Raw genomic sequence first — 13,953 nt, 5'->3', positions numbered from 1 at the left:
GTAGCCATATACTTATTTATCGAACCATATCTTTGAATTTGTAGTGGTGCTTTAGCACCACTACGGGTTCATCTATTTTTCTTGTCTATCCACTGATCTGAAGTTTAGCTGTTGGGTTTTCTGATTTGGCAGTAAACTGAGCTTTCACACGATCTGCCAACCGAATTGCTAAAGCGACAATTGTGAGTGTAGGATTTGCGTATCCTCCTGTTGGGAAAACAGAGCTACCTGCGATAAATAAATTTGAGATACCGTGAACTTTAGAATTTGCATCAACAACACCCTGTTTAGGATCAATATGCATCCGTGTTGTTCCCATATTATGATGTGTGCTAAAAGATAGAACACTCGGAAGTTCTCCATCTGACTCAATCTGGAATTTACCTAATCCTGCACGAGCTATTTCTTCTGCCAAGATAGCTTGCGATCGCTTGATGCTGCAAATGTCTGTTTCGCTCCATCGATATATTAACTTTGCTTGAGGACAACCAAGCCTGTCAAGTTTATTACTAAGCGTCACTCGATTATCGGGGTTTGGGACTTGTTCAGTTTGACTCAAGACTTCAAACATTAAATATCTGTTTTCGTTACCTTGATGTTCTGACCATCCGCCATAACTCAAATCAGGAAATAAATGTTGCTGTTTTATATGATACTTATACCAATCGACCACAAGGTCATCAATGTTCTTGATCACATTACCCAAATGCTGAAAAGTATGTTTGGGAATCTTTTTCTGCAAAATTGAAGAAAGCAAAGTTTTTGCAGAAGTTTTTGCTGGGGATCTAAACTTTCCATCTCTAGGAAATAGAATAAAACTCATATTGAGCAATTGCTCACGACGTATCACTTGTTCAGTTAAGTGAAGTTTTCCCATAATTGGTACATTATTCACTCGACGCAAGTCATATAAAGCCGTCGAATTGAAGATTTTTTGACTAGAAGGATATAGTATTCCAGAGCGAATAATGGGATGATCCATAAAAAACCTACCCACAACATCATTCTGATTGGCTAATCCAGTCTTTTGAATTTTATTAGATAGCAGTAATAAACGTGCGTTTTCTATACCACCTGTAGCTAATATAAAAATTTTGGCAACTATCCAAAATTTATTACCTTGGAGACAAGCTAGGCGTACACGAGTTACATTTTTAGCTGTTTCGTCAGTCTCAATTTCTACGACGTTTGCATTGAGATAGGTAGTGATGTTAGGAGATTGATTAATTTGTTTTCGATATTCATTGGTGAAAACATCGCGAGGTCCAAACTGAAATATAGTGGTAGTGACGCAATCACCAATGAATGGTAATTGAGGTGATTTTGCATCCTCCCAAGTCAGAGCATCATAAGCAAAAGCACCCAGTTTACAAACCTCATGAGCACGCTCGTAGAAAGAATTCAGGTGAGATTTACTAAAAGGCCATCCACTATATGGCACACAATTACGTTTTTCAAAGTCTATTGCATCTAAGGGCATATGCCTTAGACCAAATTGCTTGTTATTAATTTCAACATTCCAGACATTAGCATGTCCACCAAACTGACGATGTCGCATATCTTGCAGATTGGGAAAAGGCTCACCAACAGTTTCACCTTCGCTTAGAGATTGTGTCTCTCGATTAAATTCTAGATCGCCACTTTCTACTAAACATACTCTAAAGTCTTGTCCAATAAATTCTCGTGCCAGTGTAATCCCCGCCGGCCCGGCGCCAACAATACAAACTTCTGTTTTAATAACTTCATTATTTGTTAATGTACGACTATCAATCAACATAAATAATTAATATCCTTTCATATTTTTTGGCTATCTATGTCAATATCCCTACACATCGCAGTACTGTTTGGTAGGTTAGTGGTGTTTAATAATAAAAATTACTGATAAATGAAAATCATAGCTTTTAAAATCAATCAAATTCAAAGTTAACTTCAAAAATAGATAATTCTTCCTTGGGCAAAAACCTTGCCAAGAATAAACATTTGAGTGTAACAGTATTTACAGGCATGAGATACTGACACACTTTTATAATGTGATACTTTAATTATTCCCAATTCAATAAATATCTTTACAAAAAAGTTGTTTAGATATTTAAAAATTTAGCTGGTCTAATAAGTACCTACACATAAATATTGAGCCATTTTTAAAAATGGCTAAAATAGCTATATTTATTCTGTATTCCCCTAATCCTATTCCCTTACCTAACTAGATAATTTCTTTTGCACGATTATTTATATAAATGCTATTTGATATTAAGTGTATAAGTTAATTTTCTGGCCTTATATGTAGAAATCAAAAAAATCAGGTAATTTCTGTAAAGTTATTTCAAATTTTCATCTATGTGCAGTATCAATTGAAATTTAATATTTTTTTCTAGCTAATTTTTCCGCACAAGTAATTGTATGTAGTACATCTTGAGGTGAAACGAACAATTACACAGAAACTGATGCTAAGGTTGGAATACTTACTCCACAAGCGTTATAAGCATTGTGCTCATGAGTTTCCCTAGAATTGGGTAACAGATACAACTCTCCTACTTGTAGAGGCAAGTGATCGCACTCAACTACAGTCACACGTTCAAATTGATTTATCAATACTCAAGCTACTATCATTCCAGCCATGCTGACACCAATTACCAAAGCATGGCTATCATTGTTAAAAGATTGTTGTAATTATACCAATTCAATTGGTTGCGGGGGTGGGGTAGTAACCTCGCCAGCATTTGAAACTTTATTTGGTTGCACTTTAATTATCTGTGCCAAAACCTTTACCAAAATATCAGGAGCAAAAAGCACGGAAGGCGGTTTAACCATGTGGATAACTTCCGCAAATTTCCGGTACACCTTAGGATCATTTACCGCTTGCAAAATGACTTGATCCATATAGCGGTGCATGAGTCTTGTAATTATATCAGGCTTACCGCCCTCGGTAGTTTCCCAGCGAAAATCTTCACTTGTTGCCATCATCCAGGGAGTTTCTAAAACGCGAGCGAGTTGTTTGTGGAAGCAGCGAGTTAAATTTGTGAGCCTTTGCTCTTTTAAGCAATGCTCAAGAGTTAATGCACCCAAAGTCGCAGTTGTCATACCCTGGCCATAAATAGGATTAAAACTACAAACTGCATCCCCTAGTGCTACTAATCCTTCTGGCATTCGAGGCAGTTGCTCGTAGTGACGCCAAAGATTTTCTGTGCGGCGATAGCCATAAACGGGGGAAAGGGGTTTAGCATTTTTAATGGCTTCATAAAGGATGGGACTGCGTAGACTGCGAACAAATTCGAGAAAACCAGCTTCATCAGTCGGAGGGTAGTCTCTACCGATACCAGCCACAGTAATTACCCAACGCTTGCCTTCTACAGGATAAATTACCCCACCGCGTTGCTCATAGGGTGGTTTATACATCACAGTTAGCACTTTCCAATCTGCTTGAAAAGTGTCTGGACATTCATACCATCGAGAGCCATAGCCCAAAAAAGAGTTGATTATGGTTTCCTGGGGGGATGGGTAGCCTAGATCTGCCAGCCACTTTGGTAATGAGGAGTTGCGCCCACTAGCATCTACAATTAAGTGAGCGGTTAATTCTGTTGGCTCAGAAAGATTGCGACAACGCAATTTTATTCCTGTAACTTTGGAATTGCTATTGTCACTCAAAAGCCCAGTCACTTGAGTTTCATCAAGAAATTGCAGATTGTGATAGGTGCTTAAACGACGACGAACCAGCCATTCTAGTAAAGAACGACTACAAGTATGGGTAACTAAATCTGAATCAACGCGGGGAAACCAGCCCCAAATCCCTAACAAGGGATAATCCACTGTCCAATTTACCTTCGGCGCACCCGCAGCAGCTAATTCTGCCTCTAAACCAGGAAAAAGCTGCTCTAAAAGTCGTTGCCCTTGGGTAAGCAGCACGTGTACTTGATTCGCTTGGGGAACTCCCGGACGTAATTCTGGTTGCTGGGGTAAGCGATCGCGCTCAACCACAGTCACACGGTCAAAGTGATTTACTAATACTCTAGCTGCCAGCAGTCCAGCCATGCTGCTACCAATCACTAAAGCATGGCTGCCATTGTTAAGATTTTGTTGGTTTGTCATGAGTATAGACACTGCCACTAGACCCTAGTACTTTATTATTAAGTAGGTGAACATAATTAAATGTAAAATAGCAACTTCTAAAAAGCTGACGGAAATAGTCTTTTTCCTTCTGCCCTTAGCATAGCTGCCTTCTACTTAATATTTTTCCTTAGCTCCTAACATCTGTAAAATTTTATCTGCGTGATCCAAATTCCCAACAATACGCCGAATCGGCTGCGGCCAAACTTTTACCAGAGTTGGAGTTGCTGTTACCTGATTGGCTTCAGCTAGTTCTGGATGGGTAAAAACATCAATAACTTTTAGTGTGTACGGTTGCCCCAGGTACTTTTCTAGCAGTTCGTGAAGATTTTCGAGAATACGTTCTGTACCAGGACTATGTCCGGCAATAAATAGGCGCAGGACATAACCTTGGGTGTCTAGTTGTAACTGTTGTGTCGTTGTCTGTTGATAGTATAGGACTGCTTCAGTAGGATCTAAACGCAAAATTAAATCGTGATCTTCCCACAGTTGCGGAAACGAGGAGCGATAGCTTGTTAAAACCATGCGATCGCACAATCCCTCTTGCCACGGAGCGCTTTGCCAAACCAAATCCCCTGTGTCAAAAATAGCATTCAACACAGGCTGATATCGCATCACTACTGGATAAGCTTCAGCAAAAGTTCGTATTTGTTGAGTACGCGGATCTAACCAATGATCGATAGTCGCCGTATAACAAGGCACTAAAAAGTGAGGCGGTTCTGGCAAGTCTAGAATTTCTTGCAAAGTAGCACACAAATGCAAATGCCATCGACCTTGTTTACTAGGATCGATGCAATAAATTAAATCTCCTCCAGGCGTAAACAGGGCAATGCCTTTGAACAACTGGGGTAAAGGTGGTTTGTCGGGAGTCAAGGCTGATAATGGGGGATTAGGGACTAGGGACTAGGGACTGGGGACAAACAAGAGGAGGGGGAGAGATGAGGGAGATAGGGAAGATAGGGAAGATGGGGAAGAATTTACTCTTATTACTTCCTCACCTCCCTCAACTCCCTCAACTCCGTGTCCCCGCGTCTCCGTGTCCTCTTCTTCCCGATCCCCAATCCCTGACACCCTTACCTTATACTCTACCTCGGAGTGCCTGGGCCATTTCGTTGGGAGTTGGTGACATTTCTAAGGCTGTCTCTTCTGTGATTCGGCCTTCCTGATAGAGGTTAAACAATGACTGGTTCATAGTAATCATGCCGTCAAAGCTAGCTTGCTTCATCAGCTCGGTAATTTCATCATATTTACCGTCTTTGACCCAATCTTTAACTGCATCAGTATTAATGAGAATATCGTGGAAGGCTGCACGTTTGCCATCAGTGGTGCGACACAATCCTTGGGCAATTACTGCTACTAAAGATTCTGCTAGTGCTACGCGCATCGCATCCTGTTCTTCACCTGAGTAGAGATTAAGGATACGCTCAATCGTTTTAACGGCGCTGTTGGTATGTAAGGTTCCCATTACCAAGTGTCCAGTTTGAGCGGCTTTGAGGGCAGTGTTCACGGTTTCTTTGTCCCGCATTTCTCCCACCAGAATCAAATCTGGATCTTCCCGCAAGGCTGCTTTGAGGGCATTATCAAATTTCCGGGTGTGCATTCCTACTTCCCGTTGTTTGATCAAAGATTTTTGACTTTTGTGAACAAATTCAACTGGATCTTCAATGGTGATGATGTGCTTGGGCATCTCTTTATTGATGTAGTCAATCATCGCCGCCATAGTAGTAGATTTACCAGAACCTGTTGGCCCTGTTACCAAAATCAAACCTTTGTGATAATGGCAAATATCTCGAAAAACACGGGGTAAACGTAACTGTTCAATGGTTAAGATTTTTAACGGAATTAACCGCATTACCATTGCATAACCCTTGAGGGAATCAAAAATATTAATCCGGACGCGGGCAAAATCATACTGAGTTGCACCATCAAATTCCAGCTGTTCTTCAAAGCGGTGAATTTCTGACTCTGTCAGCACCTCCCGCATCCAACTCATAAAAGTTTCTCGATCCGTTTCGGGATAGTCTGTAAGCTGCATTTCTCCTCGGTTACGGAAACGCGGCACTTCACCCACGCCTAAGTGAATATCAGAATATCCTTTATCATAAGCTTCCTTAATTAATTGCTCTAAAGTTAGTTGCAAACTAACGGTTTTGGGACGCACGGAACTAGGCATGGGGGGTGGAGTTCCGGGGCGGTGGGCGGCATTAGTTGAAGGAGCCGGCGGTGGTGGCGGTGCTGCTACTGACTGAGCAGTACGATTAGTACTCCTTTCTACCGACATATCTAATGTTTGGGTAGCTTGACGCTGAGTGGCGATCGTTGGTGGCGGTGGGGGTAGTGGAGGGGTGCTGCGAGGTATAGTCGGAGTCGATGGGGTTTGTGATTCTGTCATAATTTTTTTGATAAATGCATACTAGCTTCACTTTTCTAGTAAAGAGAAGCGTTTTGTGAATACAAAAATTCGTTTTTGAGTGTGGTGGGTGGCAAGTTCAATTACTGATATTTTTTTTACATTCTCTCAGGATTACCTCTGTTCCCAATTTACTCAACGCTTATATTAATATGTTTAACACAGCAGGTTACCTATCTATGCCTAGTGAATATAACTAGTTTTTATGGTATAAAAATATATTTTTTTAATTTGAATTAGACTTGTACTTTCAGAAAATATCCGGGTAATTCACGTTGCTTCATGTCTTGCAGCAATAGAGACGCGAAATTATTTTCGGGAACCCCTACTGCGTATACTTCTCTACATTGATTGCAATTTTTGTGATGAGATAATTATCATAATCTCTACTCACCTGATGGGTACAATTTTCATGGTGCAAGACCAGTTTTTACACAATAATTGGCATGTCTTAGCACACTCCCAAGACTTGCAACCTGGAACTGTTCTACAAAAGCGTCTACTAAGTGAAGATTTAGTCCTTTGGCACAATGGGGACAAAACTCCAGCTTGGCAGGACTTTTGCCCTCACCGGGGAGCGCGCCTTTCTCTGGGATGGGTAGAGAAAGATACGCTTGTTTGTCCTTACTACGGTTTAGCCTTTAACACCAAAGGTAAATGCGTGCGAGTTCCGGCTAGCCCAAACCATCCGCCCCCTGCAAGAGCTTGTACCCAAACTTACCATATTCAAGAACGCTACAGTCTACTCTGGGTTTGTCTAGGAACACCGCAATATTAATATACCTACATTTCCAGACTGGGAAGACTCCTCCTGTCGCAAAATTTTCTGCGGCCCTTACCACTTCAAGTCTAGTCCTCTACGTGTCGTTGAAAACCTCATCGATCCAGCTCACTTTGCCTTTGTGCATAAAGGAATATTCGCCGACTCCAATCATCCGGAGGTAAGGCATTGTGACTTAGAGTTGCATCCATATGGTATGAGTTTCAAATTCGGTGTTTGGGAGGTGGTTACAAGATTGGGACAACCCGACTCACTGATGTTATTTGTTACGACTCAGTATCACCTCTGTCATCCCTTAGTTGGATATTTCCAACGACGTGCACAAGATGATAGTCTCATGAGTTTATTTTTTATGGTTACTCCAATCGATGAGGAAGAGTGCGTTTTGTGGTTCTGGCTCCTTGAGAACTATCTCCATCACATTCCAGAGCAAGCCTTTGTTGCTAGACAAGACCAGATTATAAATCAAGACATTGCCGTTGTAGAATCGCAGCGACCACGACGCCTCCCTTTGGACTTGCAAGCAGAGGTACATTTGCCAAGCGATCGCTATATCTGTGACTTACCGCAAGTGGCTTAAACAAGAGGGTGTCACCTTCGGTAGCATCTAGAATTTATGAGAATAGTCTTTGGTTTTTATAAGAAATATTAAGAACACTAGAAAGCCAGTCTATTGAAGTAGTTAGTTAGCTAGGGCTTTTGAGCTTATCTGTCATAAGATAGATGGCAAATATTGGTTTTCTGTCAAGCCCTAAAATCAGTGTTTATTCATCAATTACAAAATTTTAACTGTAAATTTTATTAAATAAATGCTCATCTTATCAATTGGTTTTTATATACTGAACATCACTAATTGTTGATCCCTTCAGAGATCAACGTCTACAGATATGCTTCTGAATCCCAATCAAATTTGCGTATTTAGGAGAGAAAGTCATGACTTTGTCACAAACATCTGATTTCGGTAAGAGTTACTCTTTGTTGATGCTCAAAAGCTTTTTAATATGGTCTTTCACATTGGCAGTATGCTTGCTGGTTGTCGGTTTTCCTTTAGTTGTCTTGATGGCTACGGTTGGATGTCTGTTGTCTATTGTATTGCAATCGGTAATGCCGGTTAGCGCTGTTTTGCTTGTAGCAGGTGGCTTAATTTTGTTTAATGTTTTGGCGGTTGTGGTTGGTGCAGGTGTGCTGACTGCTAAGGGAATTCACCCCAACGAAGTTAAATGGTTAAGCTGGTTGCATGGAGAAACAGAAGAAATGCAAAAAACCGTCTATGCCGCTTGCCCGTTGACATGTGACATCAAACTATAATCCTACCTGCTAAATTCGACAAACAGTGCATCTGCCCGGTCATACCGGGTTTTTTCATGCTTTTTTGTCTATTTTTATCAATTATTTATAGTTATTAATCCTTGACTATTCAGCATTTACCACTCACAAATAAGTACGGGCGGGTTTAGAAGATTAATTGTCGGTTTGTGCCGAACAATAATCAGCAAAATCCGCCCCTACTATTGACTATTGACTAATGACGATTAACTAATGACTATTGACTAGTGACTATTAACCAATGACCATTAACTAATGACTATTGACAAGCGCATTTACATTATTTTGGGTACTCGTCCGGAAGCCATCAAACTAGCTCCGGTGATTCAACTATTTCAAAAGTCTCCAGGTTTCCAGACGCAGGTAATTTTGACTGGACAGCATCGCGAGATGGTTGAGCAAGTTATGCAGCTGTTCCAGCTAAAGGCGGATCTTGACTTAGAGATCATGCAGCCACAGCAATCTTTAACTGATATTACTTGCCGCAGCTTACGAGGGCTGGAAGAATTATTTAAACAAAGCAAGCCAGATTTAGTGCTAGTTCAAGGAGACACTACTACGGCATTTGCTGCTACTTTGGCAGCATTTTATCAACAAATTCCTGTAGGGCATGTAGAAGCTGGTTTAAGAACTGATGACTTATTCAATCCTTATCCAGAAGAAGCTAATCGGCGGTTGATTTCGCAACTAACTCAGTTACACTTTGCACCAACGCCGTTGGCTGTAGAAAATCTACAGCGTTCTGGTGTTTTGGGCGAAATTCATCTTACAGGTAATACGGTGATTGATGCACTGCTGAATGTGGCGAGGAGTGAACCAGCCTGTCATATACCTGGGATGGAATGGGAAAAATATCGTGTCTTACTAGCAACTGTACATCGGCGTGAAAATTGGGGAGAGCCACTACAAGGAATTGCTGAAGGGTTTTTACAGATACTAGACAAGTTTCCTGATACAGCATTAGTGTTACCACTACACCGCAATCCTACGGTAAGAGAGCCATTACAAGTAATTTTAGGGAATCATCCTCGAATTTTTTTAACTGAACCTTTAGATTATGCAGAACTAGTGGGAGCAATTATGCGATCGCATCTGCTACTTACAGACTCTGGTGGTTTGCAGGAAGAAGCACCCAGTCTAGGAAAACCTGTTTTAGTTCTGCGAGAAACGACAGAAAGGCCAGAGGCTGTTGCTGCTGGTACAGCTAAACTTGTGGGAACTAAACCAGAGACGATAGTCTCCACTGCTGCTGAACTTTTAAGTAACCCCACTGCCTATGAAGCAATGGCAAACGCAATAAATCCCTTTGGGGATGGTTATGCAGCAGAGCGAATTTTGCAAATTGTGCAAAATTACTTGGGGCGGACTTGAAATAGAAGGCAGCTACGCTGAAGGCAAAAAAATATTTCTGTCTGCTGTCTACTATATAGGCAGCCAGAATTAACTGAACAAATAGTGCCGCTAGTATATTCCTAATGCGTTTCGTGTTTGCGGCCCAACAATTCCATCCACAAGTAAACCATTTCTTGCTTGGAAATTTCGGACGGCATTTGCAGTTACAGGGCCATAGTATCCAGTTCCCCTTATTCCTAAAGCTCTTTGAACTGCTGCCACTGCTGGGCCTCTAGAGCCTCTTCTGAGAAAATACCGACCACCTACTCCTAAACCAGGAGTATGCCAACTGCCAGGTCTAGTACTAATCCAATTGGAAGCAACATAATTACCTGTAGACAGCCGGGCAAAACCATTCCTGTATCCCACAACCCGTGGCAGTCGAGAACCATTTCTGTAACAAGCAACAGATCGAAAATGAAGACTTGGCCCATTGCGAACATTTAGACAACGACCATGTGTTCTGACATAATATACGCCAGGGCCATAGTATGCTGCTGAAACTTCTTGAATTGGAGCTAAAAGTGAGAATAAAACTCCTAAGCTAGCGAAAACTAATCCAGCAGATTTGAGACTGTTATGCCAATTAAACTTGAACTGAATTTCGGGTAGCCGAAGCTTAATGTCTAAATCTGGCTCTGCATTGGCAAGAGCCATTTCTGAATAAGCAAGATACTCCAAAATAACCTCCTTACTAAACAATACCAAGTTAAAGCGGAGATCTGCTTCGCTTTTCACCGAGAATTGCTTGAGTGTAATTTAAATTACGTAATAATCATACGAGATTTTTATTTAGAATTGGATTAAGAAAACATAAGTTTGTTAACAAATGTCCGGATGAAAAATGAGCACTATCCTGACGCAATAATGACTATATGCAAATTTACCTATCAAAAAAGGTCATGTAGTCTTGAAAATGTTAAGATTTGCCCATTTTGAAGATAGAAAACTTTTTAGCTAGGTAATCGCTTTGCGGTGTAAAAATGATCCGAGCGCACTAGACTACCATTTCGCCAAATTTCCACTCCATTTGGTGTAACAAAGTAAGAAAAACTACCATTGTCTGCCCGATATTTAGTTGTGTCAATGTTGATAGCTTGTAATCTGATCGGCTTCGTTGGTTCCTGTTTTAATTGCCCGATGTAAAATAATTGACCATTTTCTTGGCAAACTTTCACAAAAGCATTTGCTGTCTCTCCTTGAATTACTGTGTTACCGTTGCATTCTGTATTAGTACTCTTGGGTAAAACTTCCACAGGAATAGGTTTTGAGGGCGAAACTGTGGGTGAGGAGACTACCTGAGGAGCTACTTTTTTAGAAGCAGAATTAGCAATCTGCTGTGGTGGTGTTTTGCCAGCGATAGTAGATGATAATAGGCTAGAGGGATCAACTGCCAAACCACCATGAGAGTGTATTTCAAAATGCAGATGAGGCGCTGTACTGTTACCACTAGAACCCATGGCAGCAATAATTTGACCTTGAGTAACTTGTTTACCTTTACTCACTAAAAGGCGGCTATTGTGACCGTAGACTGTGACTTTGCCATCAGAATGCTTAATTGCTATGGCTTTACCTAACCCCCAATCATCCCAACCAGCTTTAATTACTGTACCGGATGCGGCAGCGACAACAGGAGTTCCGGATGCACCAGCGATATCAATTCCCTCATGACTATATTTACGGAAACCTTGAGAAACAATGCCTTGAGTAGGCCAAATAAACTCAGAAGCAGGAATAGTTTTTTGTTGCCTAGAAGTATGGTTTGGTGTTTTAGTTAAAACAGAAGAACTTGTACTTAATATGATGCTACAGAAAATTCCTAACCCTACTAAGCCATAGGTATGGAATCGAGAAAGGGTGGCTTTTTTCATGGCTGCAAAATTTACATAACAATGGTTCAGGTTGTATTCGGCAATTAGACAGTGTTTGGTTCCGCGTTGTTTCAGTATTAGACTAGTAAAACTACAACCGTCAAGTTATCTAATTGGCAAGTGTTTCAGTAGAAGGCAGCTATGCTGGAGGCGGGAGGTAGTCCCAATGAAACAAGTTTCACAAGCCTTGCATGAAAGTGTTTCTCTCCCCCAGCTTCCCCTGCTCTTTCAAGTCAGAAGGGAATTTGGGACAAGGGAGGGGGAGATGAGGGGAAAGAACGTAGCTCACACTCCTGCTCTTTGTCACCTTGTCCTCTTCTGTATGCAGTTTATGGTGGCTAATTAGAATCACTACTGCACCATTGGTATAGCTTGTATTTTATTTATCTACCTCAGGCAAAAGACAGAAGAATAAAATTGAAGAATAAAATTACTGTTTTGAAAAAGCGATCGCAAAAAAAAGCTCATGAATAATAACTACCATGAGCTGTAAATTAATGCTGATATTGTTTGAGATTTAGTTGAAAATTCTGCTATTTAGCGATCGACTCAGTTGCAGTTAATTCTGGCTCCTGCATCACTTCTTCTTCTTCAGGTAAGCCAAATATTGAGCGATACAATTTGACGTATTTCTTAGCAGATTGATACCAACTAAAATCTTGATTCATGCCACGTTTTTGTAGCTCCTGCCAGTAATCCTTATAGCGGAAGCCCTCCCAAGCTCGCACCATGCAGGTGAACAAATCTAATGGTTCATAGCGGTCAAAAGAATAACCAGTACCTGTGTGGTTAGTTGGATCGTGGTGGAATACGGTGTCAACTAACCCGCCAGTGCGGCGAACAATTGGTACGCTACCATAGCGCAAAGCCATCATTTGGCTAATTCCGCAGGGTTCAAATCGACTGGGCATTAAGAAAGCGTCAGAACCGGCATAAATGCGGCGAGCTAAGGCATCATTATAGAGTAGGTAAGTTTTCATCCGTCCAGGGAAGCGGGATGCCATCTGCCACAATTGGCTTTCGTAGTAGCGATCGCCAGTTCCCAGAACTATAAACTGAGCATCGGTATAGGACATAAACCGATCCAGAATATTCAATATCAAATCAATACCTTTTTGCTCTACTAACCGCGTCACTATACCCATTAAAAAGGCACCGGAATTGACTTCTAATCCAACTTCTTCTTGCAAAGCAATTTTGTTGGCTTTGCGTTTTTCAAGGGTATCGGTAGTAAACTTTTGGGCAATATATTTATCAGTTGCTGGATCGTAGACTTCCGTATCGATACCGTTGAGAATCCCAGATAACTTGCCGCTAATAAACGACATCAAACCTTCTAGGGTTTCACCATAGGCAGCTGTTTTGATTTGTTCGGCATAAGTCGGAGAAACTGTAGTTACCCTGTCAGCAAACTGCACAGCAGCCGCCATTGTATTGTGTCCTTGCATATACCAGGGACACCAGGTAATTTTCTCTAAATACCAACGCCACGGCCCTTGATAAGCTAGGTTATGAATCGTAAACACGCTGGTAATATCAGGAGATTGGTGCAACCACACAGGAAGCATACCCGTGTGCCAATCGTGGCAGTGGACAATTTCCGGCTTCCAGTAATTCCAGCAAAATTCAGCCGCACCATTGGCAAATAAGGTGAAGCGCCAGTGTTCATCTTCTCCAGAGTAGATGCGGCGAGGCGAAAATGCTGGATGTCCAAATAAGTACAAAGGGACATCAGTACCAGGCAGAACCGTTTCGTAAACTGCAAAGTCTTGGAACATTGCATATCCTTTCCAAATCGGCTCTTTGGGAATTTCCACTTTATCTGGCAGGAAGCCGTAGTAAGGCAGGAAAATCCGCACGTCATGCCCCATTTTTCTCAGGATTTTTGGTAGCGCCCCAACTACATCACCCATACCTCCAACTTTCGCAATGGGAGCTGCCTCAGCTGCAACAAATAGAATCCGCATGGTAATTAGTGTTTCCCCCGATTCTGCCTATATGTTCAATTTCATTTGGCAAAACATCAGTCGCTGACTAACGCGTCTTGAGAAATGTTCAGCCACTGAAAT

Annotated in this window: 12 protein-coding genes; 4 read left to right on the top strand and 8 right to left on the bottom strand. The window is 41.4% G+C overall.

The window, feature by feature from the left end:
• Positions 1–85 precede the first annotated feature (85 nt).
• The 5 genes from QUB80_RS05635 to QUB80_RS05615 all read right to left on the bottom strand — a co-directional run bounded on the left by QUB80_RS05635 (position 86) and on the right by QUB80_RS05615 (position 6,496).
• Positions 86–1,777: a GMC oxidoreductase gene (locus QUB80_RS05635; RefSeq protein ID WP_289788501.1), complete on the bottom strand. Its 1,692-nt coding sequence runs from the start codon at positions 1,775–1,777 to the stop codon at positions 86–88.
• Between the two features lie 653 nt (positions 1,778–2,430).
• Positions 2,431–2,592, bottom strand: coding sequence for a hypothetical protein (locus QUB80_RS05630; RefSeq protein ID WP_289788500.1), 162 nt, complete (start codon positions 2,590–2,592; stop codon positions 2,431–2,433).
• Positions 2,593–2,670: 78 nt separating this feature from the next.
• The gene (locus QUB80_RS05625; protein ID WP_289788499.1) at positions 2,671–4,086 is read right to left on the bottom strand and encodes an FAD-dependent oxidoreductase; all 1,416 of its coding nucleotides are present in this window, start codon (positions 4,084–4,086) and stop codon (positions 2,671–2,673) included.
• A 135-nt stretch (positions 4,087–4,221) separates the two neighbouring features.
• Entirely contained in the window at positions 4,222–4,977 is a 756-nt protein-coding gene (locus QUB80_RS05620) for a circadian clock KaiB family protein (protein ID WP_289788498.1), read from the bottom strand.
• Positions 4,978–5,182: 205 nt separating this feature from the next.
• Entirely contained in the window at positions 5,183–6,496 is a 1,314-nt protein-coding gene (locus QUB80_RS05615) for a type IV pilus twitching motility protein PilT (protein ID WP_289788497.1), read from the bottom strand.
• Between the two features lie 430 nt (positions 6,497–6,926).
• Between QUB80_RS05615 and QUB80_RS05610 the strand changes: the two genes are divergently transcribed.
• From QUB80_RS05610 to wecB, 4 genes are all read left to right on the top strand, one after another.
• Positions 6,927–7,292: a Rieske 2Fe-2S domain-containing protein gene (locus QUB80_RS05610; protein WP_289788496.1), complete on the top strand. Its 366-nt coding sequence runs from the start codon at positions 6,927–6,929 to the stop codon at positions 7,290–7,292.
• A complete protein-coding gene (locus QUB80_RS05605; RefSeq protein WP_336622310.1) occupies positions 7,288–7,875 on the top strand; it encodes a hypothetical protein in 588 nt (195 codons plus the stop codon). The genes QUB80_RS05610 and QUB80_RS05605 overlap by 5 nt, the downstream gene beginning before the upstream one ends.
• A 353-nt stretch (positions 7,876–8,228) precedes the next feature.
• Positions 8,229–8,603, top strand: a complete 375-nt coding sequence (locus tag QUB80_RS05600; protein ID WP_289788495.1) for a hypothetical protein — start codon at positions 8,229–8,231, stop codon at positions 8,601–8,603.
• 273 nt (positions 8,604–8,876) lie between these two features.
• Positions 8,877–9,992 carry a non-hydrolyzing UDP-N-acetylglucosamine 2-epimerase gene (gene wecB / locus QUB80_RS05595; RefSeq protein WP_289788494.1) on the top strand — a complete coding sequence of 372 codons (1,116 nt, stop codon included), beginning with the start codon at positions 8,877–8,879 and terminating at the stop codon, positions 9,990–9,992.
• 90 nt (positions 9,993–10,082) lie between these two features.
• Here the strand turns inward: wecB and QUB80_RS05590 are convergent, their stop codons facing one another.
• From QUB80_RS05590 to glgA, 3 genes are all read right to left on the bottom strand, one after another.
• Positions 10,083–10,751: a peptidoglycan-binding protein gene (locus QUB80_RS05590; protein ID WP_336622308.1), complete on the bottom strand. Its 669-nt coding sequence runs from the start codon at positions 10,749–10,751 to the stop codon at positions 10,083–10,085.
• 215 nt (positions 10,752–10,966) lie between these two features.
• On the bottom strand, positions 10,967–11,884 hold the full coding sequence (locus tag QUB80_RS05585) for a M23 family metallopeptidase (protein ID WP_289788493.1): 918 nt from the start codon (positions 11,882–11,884) through the stop codon (positions 10,967–10,969).
• 533 nt (positions 11,885–12,417) lie between these two features.
• Positions 12,418–13,851, bottom strand: a complete 1,434-nt coding sequence (gene glgA / locus QUB80_RS05580; protein ID WP_289788492.1) for a glycogen synthase GlgA — start codon at positions 13,849–13,851, stop codon at positions 12,418–12,420.
• Positions 13,852–13,953 lie beyond the last annotated feature (102 nt).

The organism is Chlorogloeopsis sp. ULAP01 (assembly GCF_030381805.1).
Lineage (GTDB): Bacteria > Cyanobacteriota > Cyanobacteriia > Cyanobacteriales > Nostocaceae > Chlorogloeopsis.
Note: the sequence above shows the minus strand (reverse complement) of the source record. Positions and strands in the feature narration are given on the sequence as shown.

What these genes read in the sequence shown, in the direction of transcription:
- QUB80_RS05625 (WP_289788499.1), bottom strand. Translation starts at nt 4,086, where the DNA reads ATGACAAACCAACAAAATCTTAACAATGGCAGCCATGCTTTAGTGATT.
- wecB (WP_289788494.1), top strand. Translation starts at nt 8,877, where the DNA reads ATGACTATTGACAAGCGCATTTACATTATTTTGGGTACTCGTCCGGAA.
- QUB80_RS05600 (WP_289788495.1), top strand. Translation starts at nt 8,229, where the DNA reads ATGACTTTGTCACAAACATCTGATTTCGGTAAGAGTTACTCTTTGTTG.
- QUB80_RS05635 (WP_289788501.1), bottom strand. Translation starts at nt 1,777, where the DNA reads ATGTTGATTGATAGTCGTACATTAACAAATAATGAAGTTATTAAAACA.
- QUB80_RS05610 (WP_289788496.1), top strand. Translation starts at nt 6,927, where the DNA reads ATGGTGCAAGACCAGTTTTTACACAATAATTGGCATGTCTTAGCACAC.
- QUB80_RS05585 (WP_289788493.1), bottom strand. Translation starts at nt 11,884, where the DNA reads ATGAAAAAAGCCACCCTTTCTCGATTCCATACCTATGGCTTAGTAGGG.
- QUB80_RS05615 (WP_289788497.1), bottom strand. Translation starts at nt 6,496, where the DNA reads ATGACAGAATCACAAACCCCATCGACTCCGACTATACCTCGCAGCACC.
- glgA (WP_289788492.1), bottom strand. Translation starts at nt 13,851, where the DNA reads ATGCGGATTCTATTTGTTGCAGCTGAGGCAGCTCCCATTGCGAAAGTT.